This window comes from Kineococcus deserti (assembly GCF_050871945.1).
Classification (GTDB): Bacteria; Actinomycetota; Actinomycetes; order Actinomycetales; family Kineococcaceae; genus Kineococcus.
In genome coordinates, this window is record NZ_JBJLSI010000006.1 from 38,548 (window position 1) to 55,457 (window position 16,910).

The 16,910-nt window shown below is 73.3% G+C and carries 18 protein-coding genes; 10 read left to right on the plus strand and 8 right to left on the minus strand.

Annotated elements, in window-relative coordinates; translation table 11 throughout:
- Window positions 1-18: 18 nt before the first annotated feature.
- Genes ACRYR2_RS06630 through ACRYR2_RS06655 form a run of 6 tightly spaced genes read left to right on the plus strand, consistent with a single transcriptional unit; the run spans window position 19 to window position 6,606 of the window.
- Complete coding sequence (locus tag ACRYR2_RS06630; protein WP_432562047.1) at window positions 19-987, plus strand: carbohydrate ABC transporter permease; 969 nt, start codon at window positions 19-21, stop codon at window positions 985-987.
- A complete protein-coding gene (locus ACRYR2_RS06635; protein ID WP_432562048.1) occupies window positions 980-1,930 on the plus strand; it encodes a carbohydrate ABC transporter permease in 951 nt (316 codons plus the stop codon). Before ACRYR2_RS06630 ends, ACRYR2_RS06635 begins: the two co-directional genes overlap by 8 nt.
- Entirely contained in the window at window positions 1,927-3,522 is a 1,596-nt protein-coding gene (locus ACRYR2_RS06640; RefSeq protein ID WP_432562049.1) for a glycoside hydrolase family 43 protein, read from the plus strand. The genes ACRYR2_RS06635 and ACRYR2_RS06640 overlap by 4 nt, the downstream gene beginning before the upstream one ends.
- Entirely contained in the window at window positions 3,519-4,577 is a 1,059-nt protein-coding gene (locus ACRYR2_RS06645; protein WP_432562050.1) for a LacI family DNA-binding transcriptional regulator, read from the plus strand. Before ACRYR2_RS06640 ends, ACRYR2_RS06645 begins: the two co-directional genes overlap by 4 nt.
- Window positions 4,574-5,446 carry a DUF6807 family protein gene (locus tag ACRYR2_RS06650; protein WP_432562051.1) on the plus strand — a complete coding sequence of 291 codons (873 nt, stop codon included), beginning with the start codon at window positions 4,574-4,576 and terminating at the stop codon, window positions 5,444-5,446. The genes ACRYR2_RS06645 and ACRYR2_RS06650 overlap by 4 nt, the downstream gene beginning before the upstream one ends.
- Window positions 5,443-6,606: a Gfo/Idh/MocA family protein gene (locus ACRYR2_RS06655; protein WP_432562052.1), complete on the plus strand. Its 1,164-nt coding sequence runs from the start codon at window positions 5,443-5,445 to the stop codon at window positions 6,604-6,606. The genes ACRYR2_RS06650 and ACRYR2_RS06655 overlap by 4 nt, the downstream gene beginning before the upstream one ends.
- A gap of 66 nt (window positions 6,607-6,672) precedes the next feature.
- Here the strand turns inward: ACRYR2_RS06655 and ACRYR2_RS06660 are convergent, their stop codons facing one another.
- The 5 genes from ACRYR2_RS06660 to ACRYR2_RS06680 all read right to left on the minus strand — a co-directional run bounded on the left by ACRYR2_RS06660 (window position 6,673) and on the right by ACRYR2_RS06680 (window position 11,475).
- Entirely contained in the window at window positions 6,673-7,044 is a 372-nt protein-coding gene (locus ACRYR2_RS06660) for a hypothetical protein (RefSeq protein WP_432562053.1), read from the minus strand.
- Between the two features lie 212 nt (window positions 7,045-7,256).
- A complete protein-coding gene (locus ACRYR2_RS06665) occupies window positions 7,257-8,375 on the minus strand; it encodes a glycoside hydrolase family 16 protein (protein WP_432562054.1) in 1,119 nt (372 codons plus the stop codon).
- A gap of 567 nt (window positions 8,376-8,942) precedes the next feature.
- A complete protein-coding gene (locus tag ACRYR2_RS06670) occupies window positions 8,943-9,920 on the minus strand; it encodes a zinc-dependent alcohol dehydrogenase (protein WP_432562055.1) in 978 nt (325 codons plus the stop codon).
- On the minus strand, window positions 9,917-11,074 hold the full coding sequence (locus ACRYR2_RS06675; protein ID WP_432562056.1) for an alpha/beta hydrolase: 1,158 nt from the start codon (window positions 11,072-11,074) through the stop codon (window positions 9,917-9,919). Before ACRYR2_RS06675 ends, ACRYR2_RS06670 begins: the two co-directional genes overlap by 4 nt.
- A 20-nt stretch (window positions 11,075-11,094) precedes the next feature.
- Window positions 11,095-11,475 carry a DoxX family protein gene (locus ACRYR2_RS06680; RefSeq protein WP_432562057.1) on the minus strand — a complete coding sequence of 127 codons (381 nt, stop codon included), beginning with the start codon at window positions 11,473-11,475 and terminating at the stop codon, window positions 11,095-11,097.
- Between the two features lie 105 nt (window positions 11,476-11,580).
- Between ACRYR2_RS06680 and ACRYR2_RS06685 the strand changes: the two genes are divergently transcribed.
- From ACRYR2_RS06685 to ACRYR2_RS06700, 4 genes are read left to right on the plus strand one after another with little or no spacing between them, the layout of a single operon-like run.
- The gene (locus tag ACRYR2_RS06685; protein ID WP_432562058.1) at window positions 11,581-12,096 is read left to right on the plus strand and encodes a hypothetical protein; all 516 of its coding nucleotides are present in this window, start codon (window positions 11,581-11,583) and stop codon (window positions 12,094-12,096) included.
- 35 nt (window positions 12,097-12,131) lie between these two features.
- Complete coding sequence (msrB, locus tag ACRYR2_RS06690; protein ID WP_432562059.1) at window positions 12,132-12,569, plus strand: peptide-methionine (R)-S-oxide reductase MsrB; 438 nt, start codon at window positions 12,132-12,134, stop codon at window positions 12,567-12,569.
- Window positions 12,569-13,372 (plus strand): aldo/keto reductase, encoded by an 804-nt coding sequence (locus tag ACRYR2_RS06695; RefSeq protein ID WP_432562060.1) that lies wholly within the window; start codon window positions 12,569-12,571, stop codon window positions 13,370-13,372. Before msrB ends, ACRYR2_RS06695 begins: the two co-directional genes overlap by 1 nt.
- A 17-nt stretch (window positions 13,373-13,389) precedes the next feature.
- A complete protein-coding gene (locus ACRYR2_RS06700) occupies window positions 13,390-13,704 on the plus strand; it encodes a hypothetical protein (RefSeq protein ID WP_432562061.1) in 315 nt (104 codons plus the stop codon).
- Between the two features lie 3 nt (window positions 13,705-13,707).
- Here the strand turns inward: ACRYR2_RS06700 and hemQ are convergent, their stop codons facing one another.
- Genes hemQ through hemE form a run of 3 tightly spaced genes read right to left on the minus strand, consistent with a single transcriptional unit; the run spans window position 13,708 to window position 16,850 of the window.
- On the minus strand, window positions 13,708-14,415 hold the full coding sequence (gene hemQ, locus ACRYR2_RS06705) for a hydrogen peroxide-dependent heme synthase (protein ID WP_432562062.1): 708 nt from the start codon (window positions 14,413-14,415) through the stop codon (window positions 13,708-13,710).
- A 15-nt stretch (window positions 14,416-14,430) separates the two neighbouring features.
- Window positions 14,431-15,798: a protoporphyrinogen oxidase gene (gene hemG, locus ACRYR2_RS06710; protein WP_432562063.1), complete on the minus strand. Its 1,368-nt coding sequence runs from the start codon at window positions 15,796-15,798 to the stop codon at window positions 14,431-14,433.
- Window positions 15,786-16,850: a uroporphyrinogen decarboxylase gene (hemE, locus tag ACRYR2_RS06715; protein ID WP_432562064.1), complete on the minus strand. Its 1,065-nt coding sequence runs from the start codon at window positions 16,848-16,850 to the stop codon at window positions 15,786-15,788. Before hemE ends, hemG begins: the two co-directional genes overlap by 13 nt.
- Between the last annotated feature and the right edge of the window lie 60 nt (window positions 16,851-16,910).

Consider the following 16,910-nt stretch of genomic DNA (forward strand, 5'->3'; position numbering starts at 1 on the left):
CGATCGCCCGGAGGAACCATGAGTGGCACGACCGTCGGATCGGTCCAGGCCCTGCCGCCCGATCCGTCCCCACCACGACCGACGCGGTGGCGACGCAGTGGCCCCGTCAACCAGGCCGCGGCCAGCGAGGAACGCGCGGCCTACGTCTTCCTGCTCCCCTGGTTCCTCGGCCTGGGGTTCACGGTCATCCCGTTCGGGGTGTCGCTGTACCTGGCGTTCACGGACTACAACCTCCTGCAGTCCCCGACCTGGATCGGGGCCGAGAACTTCACCCGGATGCTGGACGACCCGAAGGCCGTCACGGCCTCGAAGGTGACGCTCGTCTACACGTTCCTCTCCGTCCCCGCCTCCATCGTGTCGGCCCTGGCCGTCGCGATGCTGCTCAACAAGGGTGTGCGGGGGCTGAAGTTCTACCGGTCGGCCTTCTACCTGCCCTCGCTCATCGGCACGAGCGTGGCGATCGTCATGCTCTGGCGGTCGATCTTCGGTTACGACGGTGTGGTCAACAAGTTCCTGGGCGTCTTCGGCATCACCGGGCCGGGCTGGGTCACCGACCCCGACTGGGCGCTGGTGACCCTGGTGACGCTGAGCATCTGGTCCTTCGGCGCCTCGATGGTGATCTTCCTGGCCGGCCTGCGCCAGATCCCCGCGATGTACTACGAGGCGGCCTCGATCGACGGGGCCGGCTGGTGGCGCCAGTTCCGGTCCATCACCCTGCCGCTGCTGAGCCCGGTGATGTTCTTCAACCTCGTCCTCGGCCTCATCGGGTCGCTGCAGACCTTCACCCAGGGCTTCGTCTTCTCCGGCGGCACCGGCGGCCCGGCCGAGTCGACGCTGTTCTACAACCTCTACCTGTACCAGTGGGGGTTCCAGCGCTTCGACATGGGGTACGCCTCCGCCCTGGCGTGGGTGATGTTCATCGTCATCGCGTTCTTCACGGCTCTCAACTTCCTCGTCTCCAAGTACTGGGTGTTCTACGATGACTGACACAGCGACCACCGAGACGGTGGTGGAGCGACCGGCCAGGCGCTCGGCGTTCGGGCGGGGACTGCGCTCGGCGACGTCCCGACTGCGGACCGAGGGCTACCAGGAGGAGCTGACCGGGACCGCGCGGACACGGTTCCTGCGTCACTGCATCCTGGTCGGAGTCGGCCTCGTGATGCTCTACCCGCTGCTGTGGATGCTCTCGGCGTCGTTCAAGCCGAGCACGGACGTCTTCTCCGACACCGGCCTCCTGCCGGCCCGAGCCGAACTCGGCAACTACGCCGCGGGCTGGAACGCACTGGAACACCCCTTCGAGCTGTACCTGGTGAACTCGCTGATCCTGGCGGTGGCCAACATCGCCGGGAACCTGCTGTCCTGCTCGATGGCGGCGTACGCGTTCGCCCGGCTGCGCTTCCGCGGCCGCCGCACGTGGTTCGCGGCGATGCTCGGCACGATGCTGCTGCCCGCGCACGTGGTGCTCATCCCGCAGTACGTCATCTTCGCCAAGCTGGACTGGGTCAACACCTACCTGCCCCTGACCGTCCCGGCCTTCCTGGCGACGAACTCGTTCTACGTCTTCCTGCTCGTGCAGTTCATGCGGGCCCTGCCCATGGAACTGCAGGAGGCCGCGAAGATCGACGGCTGCGGCCCCTACCGCACCTACTTCAGCGTCATCATGCCGCTGACGATCCCGGCCATGGCCACCGTCGCGATCTTCACCTTCATCGCCAGCTGGAACGACTTCTTCGGCCCCCTGCTCTACCTCACCGACTCCGACCTGTTCACGGTCCCGCTGGCCCTGCGCCAGTTCATGTCCGCCGAGGGCGCCAGCGACTGGGGGCCGATGTTCGCGATGTCGGTCGTCTCCCTGCTGCCGGTCGTGGCCTTCTTCTTCATCGGTCAGCGCTACCTCCTCAACGGCATCGCGACGACGGGCCTGAAGTGAGCGTCCCCGACCAGCACCCCCTCTACCGCAACCCGGTCCTGGCCGCCGACTGGCCCGACCCCGACGCCGTCCGGGTCGGGAACGAGTACTACCTCGTCACCTCCAGCTTCAACCGGTCCCCGGGCCTGCCCGTGCTGCACTCGCGGGACCTGGTGAACTGGGACCTGCTGACGCACGCCCTGCCGGCCGTGCCCCCTGCGGACGCCTTCACCCTGCCGCGGCACGGCGGCGGGGTCTGGGCCCCGGCGATCCGGTTCCACGACGGCACCTTCCACATCACCTACCCCGACCCCGACCGCGGGGTGTCCGTCGTGAGCGCGACCGATCCGGCCGGCCCGTGGAGCGCGCCTCGGAACCTGCTGCCCGGCCTGGGCATCATCGACCCCTGCCCGTTCTGGGACGAGGACGGCAGCGCGTGGCTCGTCCACGGCTGGGCCCGCAGCCGCAGCGGCGTGAAGAACCGGCTGACCCTGGTCCCCGTCGATCCCGGGCTGACCCGGGCGACCGGACCGGGCACCACCGTCGTCGACGGCGAGCACGTCCCCGGCTGCCACACCCTGGAAGGGCCCAAGGTCCACCGGCGCGGCGGGTACTACTGGATCTTCGCGCCCGCGGGCGGCGTCGCCACGGGCTGGCAGTCGGTGTTCCGGGCCCGTGACGTGCGCGGACCCTACGAGCACCGGATCGTCATGACCCGGGGCGGGACCACCGTCAACGGCCCGCACCAGGGCGCGTGGATCGACACCCCGCACGGGACGGACTGGTTCCTGCACTTCCAGGACCTCGGCCCCGTGGGCCGGGTGGTGCACCTGCAGCCGTTGCGCTGGGCGGAGGACGGCTGGCCGGTCATCGGCGACGCCGCCGACGCGGGAACGTGCGGTGTCCCCGTCGCGCGCCACCCCACACCGCACGGCACCACGCAGGGGTCGCGCTACCCCGGCGGGGACGACGACTTCACGACCCCCGGCGCCGACGCCTCGGGCCGACCCGGTCCACAGTGGCGTTGGCAGGCCAATCCCGGCCGGCGGTGGGCGCAGACCGGCGACGGGCGACTGCGGTTGACCGCACTGCCCAACGACACCGGCAACCTCCGGTCCCTGCCGCAGGTCCTGGGGCAGCCCCTGCCGGGGATCGACGCGGTGGCCACGACGTCGCTGCGCCTGGAGGGACCGGACGGAGCCCGCGCCGGGCTCACGGTCCTGGGACGGGCCTACCTGTGGGCCGGGCTGGCGCGCTCCGGTGACCGGCTGGTCGTCGTGGCTGCCGAGCGCTCAGCCGGGTCCTTCGACGAGACGGTGCGCGAGATCGCCGCCGTCCCGGCCGGCACCCGGCTCGAGGTGCGGCTCGACGTGCGAGCGCACGCGGGATCCGACGAGCAGGACCCGGTGAGGGTGACGGTCGCCCTGCGGTGGCAGCAGGACCAGCGCTGGGTCACGGTCCTGGACGCGGTCCGGCCCGAAGCCGGCCACTGGATCGGTGCCGAACTGGCACTGTTCGCCGCCGCACCCCTCGGTGGTGCACCGGGAACGGCCGAGTTCGGGCCGTTCCGACTCGACACGGCGCTCCTGGCCGAGCCGGAGGACCGGCCGTGACGGACGGCGTGGACAGCGCCGCCAGGCGGGCGCCGCGGACGCGGCGCACCGGGTCACGACCCCCGACCATCCTGGACGTCGCCCGTGCGGCCGGTGTCTCCAGCGCCACGGTCTCGCGCGTCGTCAACGGGACCCCCAGCGTCAACGAGGTCCTCGCCGAACGCGTCCGGGCCACGGTGCGTGAACTCGACTACGTCCCCAGCGGAACGGCCCGGTCCTTGTCGTCGGGCGTCACCCGCACCGTGGCCATGCTCGTCCCCGACCTCGGCAACCCGATGTTCCACCAGGTCTTCCAGGGGTTGCACACCGCCGCCGCCGCCGACGGGTACCTGGTGCTGGTGGCCGACTCCCAGGAGGACGCCGGCAAGGAGGCGGTGCTGGTCCGCGACGCCCGCAAGCGGTGCGACGCCGCCGTCCTGTGCGCCCCGCGCATGGGCGACGCCGAACTGGCCGACGTCCTGGCCGGCCTGGCGCCCGCCGTGGTCGTGAACCGCGAGTCGGGGGTTCCCGGCGTCTGCTCGGTCAGCGTCGACTACGAGGCGGGGATCGTCGCCGTGGCCGAGTACCTGATCTCCCTGGGCCACCGGCGGCTCGCCTACCTGGCCGGCCCGTCGCGCAGCGCCTCCCAGCGCGCGCGCGAACGCGGTCTGGCGCGCATCGCCACGCAGCACCCGGGCGTCGCAGTCGTCCAGCTGCCGTGCGGGTCGACGATGGAGGACGGGTACCAGGCCTGGCCCGCGGTCGAGGCGTCCGGGGCCAGCGCCGTGATGGCCTTCAACGACGTCGTGGCCCTCGGGCTGCTCGGCCGGCTCGGGGAGCAACGTGTCCGGGTTCCCGAGCAGTTGTCCGTGACGGGGTTCGACGACATCATGTTCGCCCGGTTCAGCTCGCCCAGCCTCACCACGGTCTCGGTCGACCTGCCCGGCACCGGACGTGTCGTCTGGGCCACGTTGCGAGCCGCCATCGACGGGCAGGCCGCGCGTCCCTCGACGGTGTTCCGCCCGCAGCTCATCGTGCGCGGCAGCACCGGCGTGGCCCCGCGGACAGCCTCGTGACCCGCCTCGGCGCGGCCCGCTGGGACGGGCCGGTCGCGTACGCCGACGGGTGCCCGCTGCTCACCGTGGACCCCGGGGACCGGGTGCCCGGCCGGAGTTCCCCACGGCCCTTCGCGCACCCCGTGCGCACCCTGGGGGGAACGGTGGTCACCGACGTCGCCCCGCGCGACCACCGCCACCACCTGGGGGTGAGCATGGCCGTTCCGGACCTCGCCGGAACCAACCACTGGGGCGGGCGCACCCACGTCCGGGGAGCCGGCTCCACGCTGCTGCCCAACCACGGCCGGCAACGGACCACCGACGTCGCCATCGACGGGGCGACCCGCCGCGAGAGGGTCGAGTGGTGCGACGAGCACGCGCGACTTCAGGCCGTCGAGGACCGTGCGCTGACCGCCTCCCCCGCACCAGGTGACCGCGGCTGGGTGCTGGAGTGGCGCAGCGTCGTGGAACCCGTGCGAGAACTGTCCATCGGCAGTCCGGCGACCAACGGCCGCGAGGGAGCCTTCTACGGCGGCTGGTTCTGGCGCACCGGGTTCGACGGGGCGCGCACCACCGTGCGCGTCGGCACCGGATCCGCTGACCGCCGGACCGGCGGTGCCCACGGCTCCGCCTCGCCGTGGCTCCTGGTGGCCTCCACGTCCGCGCACCTGCTGGCCGTGCAGCACGGCGTGCCGCGACCGTGGTTCGTCAGGAGCTCGGGGTACGTGGGCTTCGGGCCGGCGCTCGCCGTGGGCGAACGGCTCCGCATCGCGCCGGCAGCGCCGCTCGTCCAGGACGTCTCGGTCCTCGTCGGCGACGGCCCGGCCCCGAGGGGCGAGGAGCTCGAGCAGCTCGCGGCCCGACTGGTGGAAGGTGGGAACGTCCGGTGAGCACCCCCCGCGTGGCCCTGGTCGGCGTGCACGGCTACGGAGCCCGCCACCTCGAGGTCCTCCTCCCGCGGCACCGCGACGGGGCGCTGGACCTCGTCGGCGTCGCCGATCCCCGGATCGACGAACCGGGCACCGGCCCGCTGCCGGCCTCAACGGCGCGGCACGCCGATCTCGGCGCGCTGCTGTCGGCGCAGGAACCGGACGTCGTCGTGGTCAGCACACCGCTGCACACGCACGCCGCGCTCGCGCAGGACGCGATGCGGGCCGGTGCCCACGTCCTGGTCGAGAAACCCCCGACGTCGGACCTGCCCTCGTTCGAGGCGCTGCTGCGCACGGCGACCGAGACCGGCCGGTCGTGCCAGGTGGGTTTCCAGAGCCTGGGTTCGGCGGCCGTGACGCACGTGCGGGCGCGGGTGGCGGAAGGGCGCATCGGTGAGGTCACCGGCTACTCCGCCGCAGGGTGCTGGGTACGGCCCCGCAGCTACTACCGGCGAACCCCGTGGGCCGGCCACCGCGTCCTCGACGGGCACGTCGTGGGGGACGGTGTCCTGACGAACCCGCTGTCCCACGCCGTCGCCACCGTCCTTGCCCTGGCCGGTGCGCGGCGCGTCGAGGACGTCGCCGAGGTCCAGTGCGACCTGTTCCACGTCAACGACATCGAGGCCGACGACACCTCCACGGCCCGCATCCGGCTGGTCGCGGGACCGGACGTGCTGGCGGCCGTGACGCTGGCCGCGGCTGAGCGCGGTGAGCCCTGGGTCCGCGTCGAGGGGAGCCAGGGGCGGATCACCCTGTACTACACGCTCGACGTCGCGGTGGAGGAACGTCCCGGTCGTCCTCCGCTGGTCACCCGGCACACCCGGGTGAACCTGCTGGACGACCTGCTGGCCGCCGTGTCCGAGGGACGGCCACCGGTGTCCGCGCTGGAGGACTCCGGCGGGTTCGTCCGGGTGCTCGACGCCGTGGTCACCGGGACGCCACCGCGCGCCGTCGACGGGCGCTGGACGCGAACCGTCGGTCTGGCCGACGGGGACGAGCGGGTGGAACTGCCGGGGGTCGAGGAGGCCGTCCACCTGGCGGTGGAGCGGCGGGCCCTGTTCAGCGAGCTGTCCCTGCCGTGGACCGCCCGGCCCGCGGACCGGGTCGCGGGGCCGAGGTGAGTCGCCGAGCAGTCCGGTGCCGCTGCCGGGAACCGGCGAGGGGTTTCGCGGCGCCGGGGTCCGCCGTCACGCCACGGCGAGCGTCGGAGCCACGAACCGCACCCCGGCCAGGCTGCGGTCGATCCCCATCAGGACCGCGGCGAGGGCGGCGGCCGCCCCGCGGTAGGCGAAACTCCCCCACCGCGACGCCGGCTGCCCGTGGTCGTCGACGAGCTCGACGTCGCACGCCTGCGCCGGCCCCGGGTCCTGCACGTGGCGGCGCACGTCGGGCAGCGTGTCGGCCGGGACGGGCATGACGACGACCATCCCCTTGCCGTCGCGCACGTACAGCCGGGGCTCGGTCGTCCCGTGTTCCTCCAGGGCCACGGTCAGCGGTCCCCGCCCGATGCGCTGCTTGACCATCGTGTCCTCCGTGACGTCGGTCGCCCGCGACGTCACGGGCGCAGGCCCGACTCTGGCGCCTGTGGCTGGAGCAACGCCGCGACGGAGCCGGCCGTTCCCCGCAGGACCCGGCCGGAGGGTGAACGGTGGGTGAAGACGTGCCCGGCCGGCCGCCGGCGCACGACGCCTCCGGTGAACGACGCCTCCGGTGAACGACGAGGAGCCGTCCCGCGTCGGGGCGACGCGGAACGACTCCTCCTGCCACGCGGTCAGGCGCGCTTCGACTGCACCATCCAGTCGATGAGCAGGTGACCCTCGACGTCGGCCGACGGCTTGCTGGCGCCGTCGGTCGCCGCCTGGATGACCCACCGGAACGGCGTCGTGGGAACGCCCTGGGTCGTCCGGCCGACCTCCTTGCCGTCGATCTTGAACACGATGAGGCCCGGGGTCCACTCCGTGGTCGCCACGTGCCAGTCCTGCCAGGAGGCGTCGGAGTAGTTCTTGTAGGCGACGGTTCCGGGGGAACCGACCTTGAACGTCACCATGTACTGCTTGGCGTTGAAGGGGCTCTCCGGGAAGTCGATCTCGCCCTCGGCCCAGTTGTTCGACGCGGGCCACAGCAGGAACGCCGAGCCGTACCCGTTCGCGGCGTCGGCGCGGTAGCGGACGGAGTACTTGCCGTACGTCTGCGCGCCCCAGTTGTTCGGGACGAGAACGCCACCGGAGGGGCAGCCGTTTACCGTGCGCAGGTGGATGTCGGCCATGCCGTCGTGCGCGGAGACGTTGGCGCCGTTGTTGTAGCAGCCGTTCTTCGAGGTGTCCGGCGTCGCGTCGCCGTAGTCACCGAGTTCGGGGTAGGTGCTGCGGAAGCTCCCGACCGGCGCGTCCTCGGTGAAGTCCTCGGCGTAGACCTGCTGCCAGCCAGGCGAAGTGCCCGACGGCATCGCCGTTCCACCCGAGGTCTGGGTGGGCGTCGGGGTGGGCGTCGCGGTCGGCGTCGCGGTCGGCGTCGCGGTCGGCGTCGGGGTCGGCGTCGGGGTCGGCGCCGGGGTGGACGATGACGGCACCGTGAACGTCTTGGTCGCACCCACGTTGTGCCACTGCCCGCCCGCGTAGACGCAGGAGAAGTAGCTGTAGGTCCCGGCGGGCAGCTTCTGGTCAGCGGTGATCTTCGTGCCGCTGGTGGTGAGGCGCACGTTGCGCCACTTGCCGAAGTCGACGTTGCGGCCCTGCGCGTCGCGGGCGCAGACGCCGGCCACCTCGGCGACCGTGGTGGGGCTGGCGGACAACGTGGTCGTCGCGGTGACGGTGGTTCCCGAGACGTTGACGGAACTCTTCGCGCTGTACGACGTGGCTGCTTCGGCGGCACCGGCCGTCGTCGTGATCAACCCTGCAGCGCAGAGCAGGGCGAATCCGGTCGTGGGGAGGCTTCGCATGGTCTCGCGTTTCGAGCGGGGGGCCCGAGTCCGGGGGTTACAAACTCGAGGGGGAGCCGACAGGGGGTCGTCGACAACCAGTGACGTTACACGCAGTGACGAAGCTTCTACAAATCGACATCATTGGGTATCACCCGAACGGCCTAGAACCCGACCCGACGCGCCGCGGCGAACCGTGGGTGAGGGACGTCACAGCGCGGAAGGCTCGAAACTCCGGACCGAACCGGGAGGTCTGAGTTGCGGGCGGTTCCAGCGCGCGGTGACCTCACGCCCGATCACCGCGCACGCGGTGACATCGCGCTCAAACCCCTTGACGCCCCCGTTCGGCGCGCGGTGACCTCACGCCCGATCACCGCGCACGCGGTGACATCGCGCTCAAACCCCCTGACGCCCCCGTTCGGCGCGCGGTGACCTCACGCCCGATCACCGCGCACGCGGTGACATCGCGCTCGAACCCCGCGACCGGCCCCCCTCGGCTCGCGGGCGGCCGGGGAGTCCACGCGAACCCCTCGACGACGTTCAGTAGCGGAAGCGGTGGCACAGGGCGTCGGCGCCGGGCGCGGCGATCTGCGACAGGACGTCGGCGGCCTGCTCGAACGGCGTCTCGCCGTCCAGCAGCGCGTCGAACCGTTCGTCGGCCAGCAGGTCCAGCGCCAGGGCCAGTCGCCGGCGCGTCGTCCACCGCGGCGCCCGCGCGGGGGGCACCCGCCCGACCTGCGAGGCCCGGACGGTCAGCCGGCGGGAGTGGAAACCCTCCCCCAGCCCGACCTCGACGCTGCGGTCGCCGTACCAGCTGAGTTCGGCCAGCAGTCCCTCGTCGCCGAGCAGACCCAGCCCGGTCGTCAGGCCGGCACCGGTCCCGCTGGTGTGCAGGACGACGTCCCGTTCGCGACGCGCGTCGTCGGGGGCCACCAGCTGGAAACCCAGCGCCGCGGCGGTGCGCGAGCGGTCCGCGCGCACGTCGACGGCCTCGACGTCGGTACCCGGCGTCCGCGCCGCCAGCGTCGCCACGAGCAGCCCCAGAACTCCCGCGCCCACCACGCTGACCCGGTCCCCGATGCCGAGTCCGGCGTCCCAGACACCGTTGACCGCCGCCTCCAGCATCCCCGCCAGCACGGCGCGCCCGGCCGGCACGGCCGCGGGCACCGCCAGCACCGAGGAGGCGGGCACGACGTACCGGTCCTGGTGCGGGTGCAGGCAGAACACCCTGCGGCCCACCATGTCCTGGACCCGCGGGCCCGCCTGGGTGACCGTCCCGACCGACAGGTGGCCGTACTTGACCGGGTACGGGAACTCCCCGGCCTGGAACGGGGCCCGCATCGTGTCGTGCTGGCTCTGCGGGACGGCGCCGGCCAGCACGAGCGCCTCGGTGCCGCGGCTGACGGCGGAGAACTCGGTCCGTACCTCCACGTCGGCGTTGCCGATGACGGGCAGGAACTCCTCACGCAGTTCCACCCGTCCCGGCCCCGTGGTCCACAACGCCCGGGCAACGCTCACGAACCCGCCTCCAGTCTGGCCGTGACGAACTCGCGGACCGCGCTCTCCCAGCGACCGGGATCGACGTTCCACTCCTTGGTGTGCCGGGCGGTGCCGCTGGCCACGTACGTCACCAGGTCCGGGCGGGCCTGCGCCAGCCGCTGCGAAGGACCCGAGGGCACGTAGTCGTCGGCGTCGGAGTGGACCAGCAGCACCGGCAGCACGAGTTCCTCGGCGCGGGTGACCCAGTCCATCTTCCGCAGGTCGACGGGCCCCTGGACCCCGACCAGCCGCCGGCCCAGCGGGTGCGCCAGCAACTGCAACCCGTAGCGCCCCAGGCGCACCGGAACCCCGCGCTGACGGGCCTGGTGGTCCAGGACGTCGTACCAGTCGACGACCGGGCCGTCCAGGACGAGGCCGGCGACCTTCTCGGCCAGCGGCGAACGGGCGACGAACTGCAGCAGGATCGCCCCGCCCATCGACCAGCCGACCACCAGCAGCCGGCGCGCGCCGTGGTCGAGGGCGTGCCGGGCGACGGCCTCCACGTCGACCCACTCGGTGTCGCCCAGACCGTAGAAGCCGGGTCCCGCCTCCGGGGCGTCGGCGTCGTTGCGGTAGCTGGGCACCAGGCACGGCAGGCCCAGCTCGTGCAGCACGGGCACGGCCCGCAGCGCCTCCTCGCGGGTCGCGCCGCGGCCGTGCACGAGGACGGCCCAGGTGTCGCTCGAGCTGCCCGGGCCACCCGGCACGAACCAGCACGGCAGGTCGCCGACCTCGCTGGGGACCAGCAGGTCCTCGTGGGGCAGGCCGAGCGCCCGGGTCGGGTTCCCGGCGTAGTAGTACTGGTTCCAGCGCGCCGAGCCCGGCACCACGGTCCCGGAGTCCACGCCGAGCAGTTCGCGGGTGACCCGTTCCGGCGTCGCCTCCAGGACCTCCCCGACCCGGAAGTGCCCGCGGCCGGCCTCGGTCCACACGCCGTACCGGCCCGGCACCACGGTGTCGGCGGTGGCGGTCAGCACGACCCGGCGGGGACCGGCCTGCAGGACCTCCAGGTCGTCCGGCTTGTGCCGGCGCGGGGTGACGACGGCGCGGGCGAACCCGGCGGCCACGCCGGTGAGCGCGGCGCCGGTGAGCGTGGCGGCCACTCCCGTGGCGACCGCGCTCAGGGCGGCCACCTTGCGACCTCCGCTGATCATCACGACCCGGCCCGCCACGCCGCTCGCAGCAACGGGACCTGCAGGGGCAGCCGGGCCGTGGTCACCGCGCGGCGGGCGGGCGATCCGGTGCGCCAGGCGTCCACGCACATCTGGGCGTTGGCCGGCCAGACCGCCAGCAGGAAGGCGACGGCGGCGCGGCACGCCAGCGGCCGGGTGGCGGGGACGGCGTACCCCGCGGCGAGGGCGAGCTCGGCGACGCCGGACCAGGTCGTCCAGGCGCGCGCCCTGCCGGGCAGCACCCGCGGGACGATGGCGTCGAACCCCCGCGGCCGCAGCAGGTGCGCGAGTCCGGCCGCGCCGAACAGCACCGTGAGCGGGACCCACCGCGGGGGCACGCGCGGGGACACGGCGCTGATCACGTCCCGATCCTGCCCGACGTCGTGCGGCCCGGCGTCGGCACCCCCGCCGGTGCCGCGATCGCGCTCGCGCTGCCCGGCGCGGGCAGCCCCGTTAGGGTCGCGGTCGTGCCTGGAACAGCTCCCTGGACCGTGGTCGTGCTCACCGAGGCGGCGTTCGGCGAGGTCGACGCCCGCAACGTGGCCCAGTTGCACGCCGCCGAGCGTGCCGAGGGCCAGGACGTGCGGCACCTGGTCCTCGTGCCGGCCGACACCCACCGCAGCCTGCTGGCCGACGTCGTGGACCGGCTGAGCCTGGGCGAGCTGCGCGAGGCCCTGGCCGACCTGCGCCAGGGCCAGCCGGACGCGGGCGAGGCCCGGGCCGGTGCCGAGACGGCGCTGCGCGTGACGCTGGAGAGGCTGCGGGCGCAGGGTCTGACCGCACAGGGCCGCACGACCGAGGACGATCCGCTGCCCGCGGTGCGCCAGGCGCTGGCGGAGGAGCCGGACGCCCGCGAACTGGTGGTGGTGACCCGCCCGCACGCCGTGGAGGACACCTTCCACGCCGACTGGGCCTCCAAGGCCCGCGACAGCCTGGGCGTGCCGGTGCTGCACGTGTACGCGGGCACCACGAGACTGGGCTGAGGAACAGCCGTCACCGGCAGGAGGTTGATCGGGACATGACCGCGCACACACCCCAGACCAGCACCAAGTCCTACAACGTCAGCAAGACCGACGAGCAGTGGCGGGCCGAGCTGGACCCCGCGGAGTACCACGTGCTGCGCCAGGCCGGGACCGAACGTCCGTTCACCGGCGAGTACGAGAACACCACCACCGAGGGCGTCTACGCCTGCCGCGGCTGCGGCGCCGAGTTGTTCACCAGCAACGAGAAGTTCGCCTCGCACTGCGGGTGGCCCTCGTTCTTCGACCCCAAGCAGAGCGAGGCCGTCGAACTGCTCGAGGACGACTCCCTGGGCATGCGCCGGGTGGAGGTGCGCTGCGCCAACTGCGGCTCGCACCTCGGGCACGTCTTCGAGGGCGAGGGGTACCCGACGCCGACCGACCAGCGCTACTGCATCAACTCGATCAGCCTGACCCTGCGACCCACGGAGGCGTGATGCTGGACCTGCCGGAGATCGGCCTCGGCACGGCCCGCAACGACGACGCGACCACTCGCCGCGTCGTCGCCGAGGCGATCGAGGTGGGTTACCGCCTCATCGACACCGCCGCGAAGTACGAGAACGAGGTCGGCGTCGGGCAGGGCATCGCCGACGCCGGGCTCGCGCGTGACGAACTCTTCGTCACGACGAAGCTCCGCGGCGCCGACCAGGGGTACGAGCAGGCACGGAAGGCGTTGCGCGCCAGCCTGGACCGGTTGCAGCTCGACCACGTCGACCTGTACCTGATCCACTGGCCGCTGCCCCGGCTCGGCAAGTTCGTCGACAGCTACCGCGCCATGGTCGAGATGCAGGCCGAGGGCCTGACCCGGCACGTGGGGGTCTCCAACTTCCTGCCCGAGCACCTGCAGGCGCTGGCGGACGCGGGGCTGCCGACGCCGGCGGTGAACCAGGTGGAGTTCCACCCGCGCCTGCAGCAGGCCGACGTCGTCGCCGAGAACTCCCGGCGCGGCGTCGTCACCGAGGCGTGGTCGCCGCTGGGGGCCGGGACCGGGATCCTGGAGGAACCCGCGATCGTCTCGATCGCCGACGCGCACGGCGTCAGCCCGGCGCAGGTCGTGCTGCGCTGGGACCTGCAGCGGGGCGTCGTGACGATCCCCAAGGCCTCCAGCCGGGAACGGCTGGTCGCCAACCTGGACGTGCACGGTTTCGAACTCCTCCCCGAGCAGGTCGCCGCGATCGACGCCCTCGAACGGGGTGAGCGCACCAGCGGACAGGATCCCGCCGTGCACGAGGAGTTCTGAGGGGGCAGGCTGGAACCATGAGTGACCAGTCCTACGAAGCGAACGACCCGGACCTCGACCCGCTGGACGACCCGGACCTGCAGCAGGTCGACCCCGACGCCGCCCCCCAGGACGACTCCGAGGTGCTGACGACGGACACGCTGATGCGCGACGACCAGGACGAGTCCGGCTGGGAGCCGGACTACAACCTGACCAACGCGACGGCGGAGCTGATCACCAGCGACGACCCGGACAACGAGACGCTCACCGAGCGCCTGGCCCAGGAGGAGCCCGACGTCGACGTGAGCCGCGGGGGCGCCGTCGACGCCGAGCACGAGGTCCGCGAGGTCTGAACCTCAGGGCAGGGCGGCCACGAGGTCGGCCAGCGCGACCCGGGGCCCGGTGAAGAACGGCACCTCCTCGCGGACGTGCCGGCGGGCCTCGGTGGCGCGCAGGTCGCGCATGAGGTCGACGATGCGGTGCAGCTCGTCGGCCTCGAAGGCCAGGATCCACTCGTAGTCGCCCAGCGCGAAGGCGGACACGGTGTTGGCGCGCACGTCCTCGTAGGGACGGGCCGCCAGCCCGTGGTCCCGCAACATCTTCCGGCGTTCGTCGTCGGGCAGCAGGTACCAGTCGTAGGACCGCACGAACGGGTACACGGTCATGTAGTCGCGGGCCCGCTCCCCGGACATGAACGCCGGGACGTGGCCGCGGTTGAACTCCGCCGGCCGGTGCAGGCCGACGACGGACCAGACGGGCGTCACGTGCTTGCCCAGGCGCGTGGTGCGGAACCGGCGGTAGGCCTCCTGGACGATCTCGATCGTCGGCCCGTACCACCAGAACATCAGGTCGGCGTCGGCGCGCAGACCGGCGACGTCGTACGACCCGCGCACCGTCAGGCCCTTGCCGGTGAGTTCGTCGAGGAGGTCGCTGACCTCCTGCGCCACCTCGGCGCGGTCGGCGTCACCGAGGGGCGTCTCGACGGCGAACACCGACCACATCGTGTACGCGATGGTCTGGTTGATCTCGTCGGCGGTGGGGGCTGGGCTTCGCTGGTCGGACATGCCCCCAATCATCCCTCAGCCGTTCGACAGGGCGGCGCGGACCTCGGCACCGGCCCGGCGGGCCGCGCCGATGCACGCCGGCACCCCCACCCCGTCGAGCACGGACCCGCAGATCGCCAGCCGCCCGGCCGCCGCGACGGCCGCTCGCACCCGCGCGACCCGGTCGACGTGCCCGACGGCGTACTGCGGCAGACCGTCGAACCAGCGCACGACCGCGGTGTCCACCGGGTGCAGTTCCCGGCCCAGCAGCCGGGACGCGTCGGCGGTGGCCCAGCCCAGGACGTCGGCGTCGTCGGCCTCCAGCGCCTCGGTCTCCCCCGCGCGCCCGAGCGACACGCGCAGCACGGCGAGGTCGGCGGACTGCTCCCGCACCCAGTCCCACTTGTTCCCCGACAGCGTCAACGCCTTGGCGCGCAGGCCTTCGGCGGCGGCGACGACAGGCGGGACGAGAACTCCCGAACCGCCCAGGCCGGCCAGTTCGGCGGCCGGGACCGCCAGCGCCGTGATGACCATGCTCGCGGTCTCGACGTCGGACAGCTCGGCCGCGGCGGCCGGCGCGGCGTGGGCGAGCAGGCGGGCGGCGGCGGGTGCGGGGACGGCCAGGACGACGGCGTCGGCGGGCTGGTCGTCCACCAGCCAACCGTGCGGGGTGCGTTCCAGGCGGGTCACGGGCGTGCTGGTGCGGACCGTGACGCCCCGGGCGGCCAGCCGGGCGGCCAGGACCTGCGGCAGGCGGGCCAGGCCGCCGTCGAGACCGGCGAAGACGGGGTGCGCGCCGGGTTCGGGAGCCGGGCCCAGCGCCTGCAGCAGGGAGCCGCCGGCGCGGGCGTGGGCCCACAGGGCGGGCACGGTGGCCTGCAGGGACAGCCGGGCCGCGTGGCCGGCGTAGACGCCACCCAGGAGCGGTTCGACGAGGCGGTCGACGACGGCCTGACCGACGCGCTCGGCGACGTAGTCGGCGACGGGCACGTCGTGGGTCAGCGGTGCGGCCGGGCGGTCGGGTTCGGTGCGGACGCGCTCGAGGTCGGCGGCCTGCAGGAAGCCTTCCAGGCCGTCCGCCGAGCGGGGGACGCCCATGACGGTGCCGGCCGGCAGCGGGTCGAGCCGGCCGGGCGAGCGGACGGCGGCGCGGGTGGTGGCGGGGTGTTCCAGCGGCAGCCCGAGTTCGCGGGCCAGGGCGACACCCTCGGGGCGGCGGGCGAGCATGGACTCGGCGCCGAGGTCGACGAGGAGGCCGCCGACCTCCGTGCGCTGCAGCACTCCCCCGACGACGGGCGCGGCCTCCAGCACCTCCACGTCGTGGTCGGCGGAGGAGTCGGCGGCGAGTTCCCAGGCGGCCGTGAGACCGGAGATCCCGCCGCCGACCACCACTACCCGCGCCACGCGTGGACCTCGTCGACGACCCGCTTGAGCACGTCGGGGTCGGCGCTGGGCGGGACGCCGTGCCCGAGGTTGACGATGTGCCCGCCGCCGGCGCGTTCGCCCTCGGCCAGGATGCGGTGCAGGTCGGCGCGCAGCACCTCCCAGGGGGCGAACAGCAGCGCGGGGTCGAGGTTGCCCTGGACGGCCAGGGGCCGGCCGGTCCCGGCGCGGCCGCGGGCGGCGCCGACGTCCAGCGGTACCCGGAAGTCGATGCCCAGGACGTCGACGCCACCGTCGACGGCGGCCATGGCGCCGAGCAGTTCCCCGGTGCCGGTGCCGAAGTGGGTCCGGGGGACCCCCAGGTCCTTCACGGCGGCGAGCGCGGCGGCCGAGTGGGGGGCGACGTGGCGTTCGTAGTCGGCCAGCGACAGCGACCCGACCCAGGAGTCGAACAGCTGCACGGCCGAGGCGCCGGCCTGCACCTGGGCCCGCAGGAACGTTCCGGTGATCTGGGCCAGGCGAGCGGCCAGGTCGTGCCAGAGTTCGGGATCGGCGTGCATCATCGCCTTGGTGCGCAGCAGGTCCCGCGAGGGTCCACCCTCGACGAGGTAGCTGGCGAGGGTGAACGGGGCGCCGGCGAAACCGATGAGCGGCACCCCGTCGCCGATGCCGGCGAGCTGTTCGGTCGTCAGCCGCACGGCGTCGGTGATGTGGGTCAGGGCGTCGGGGGACAGTTCCGGGATCCGGTCCAGGTCGGCGCGGGTGCGGACCGGCTCGGCGATGACGGGGCCGGTGCCCGGCACGATCTCGACGCCGACCCCGGCGGCCTCCAGCGGCACGACGATGTCGGAGTAGAACACCGCGGCGTCCACGTCGTAGCGCCGGACGGGCTGCAGGGTGATCTCGGCGACCAGTTCGGGACGCCGGCAGGACTCCAGCATCGTCGTGCCGGCGCGCACCTTGCGGTACTCCGGCAGCGAGCGGCCGGCCTGGCGCATGAACCAGACGGGGGTGCGTGCGGGGTCGGTGCCCCCGCGGGCGGCGTGCAGGTAGGGGGAGCTGGCGAGCGGCACGGGCCGATCGTCCCACGGCGTGGCTGCACCCCTCCGGGGGGCGTGGGTGCCTAGGCTCGC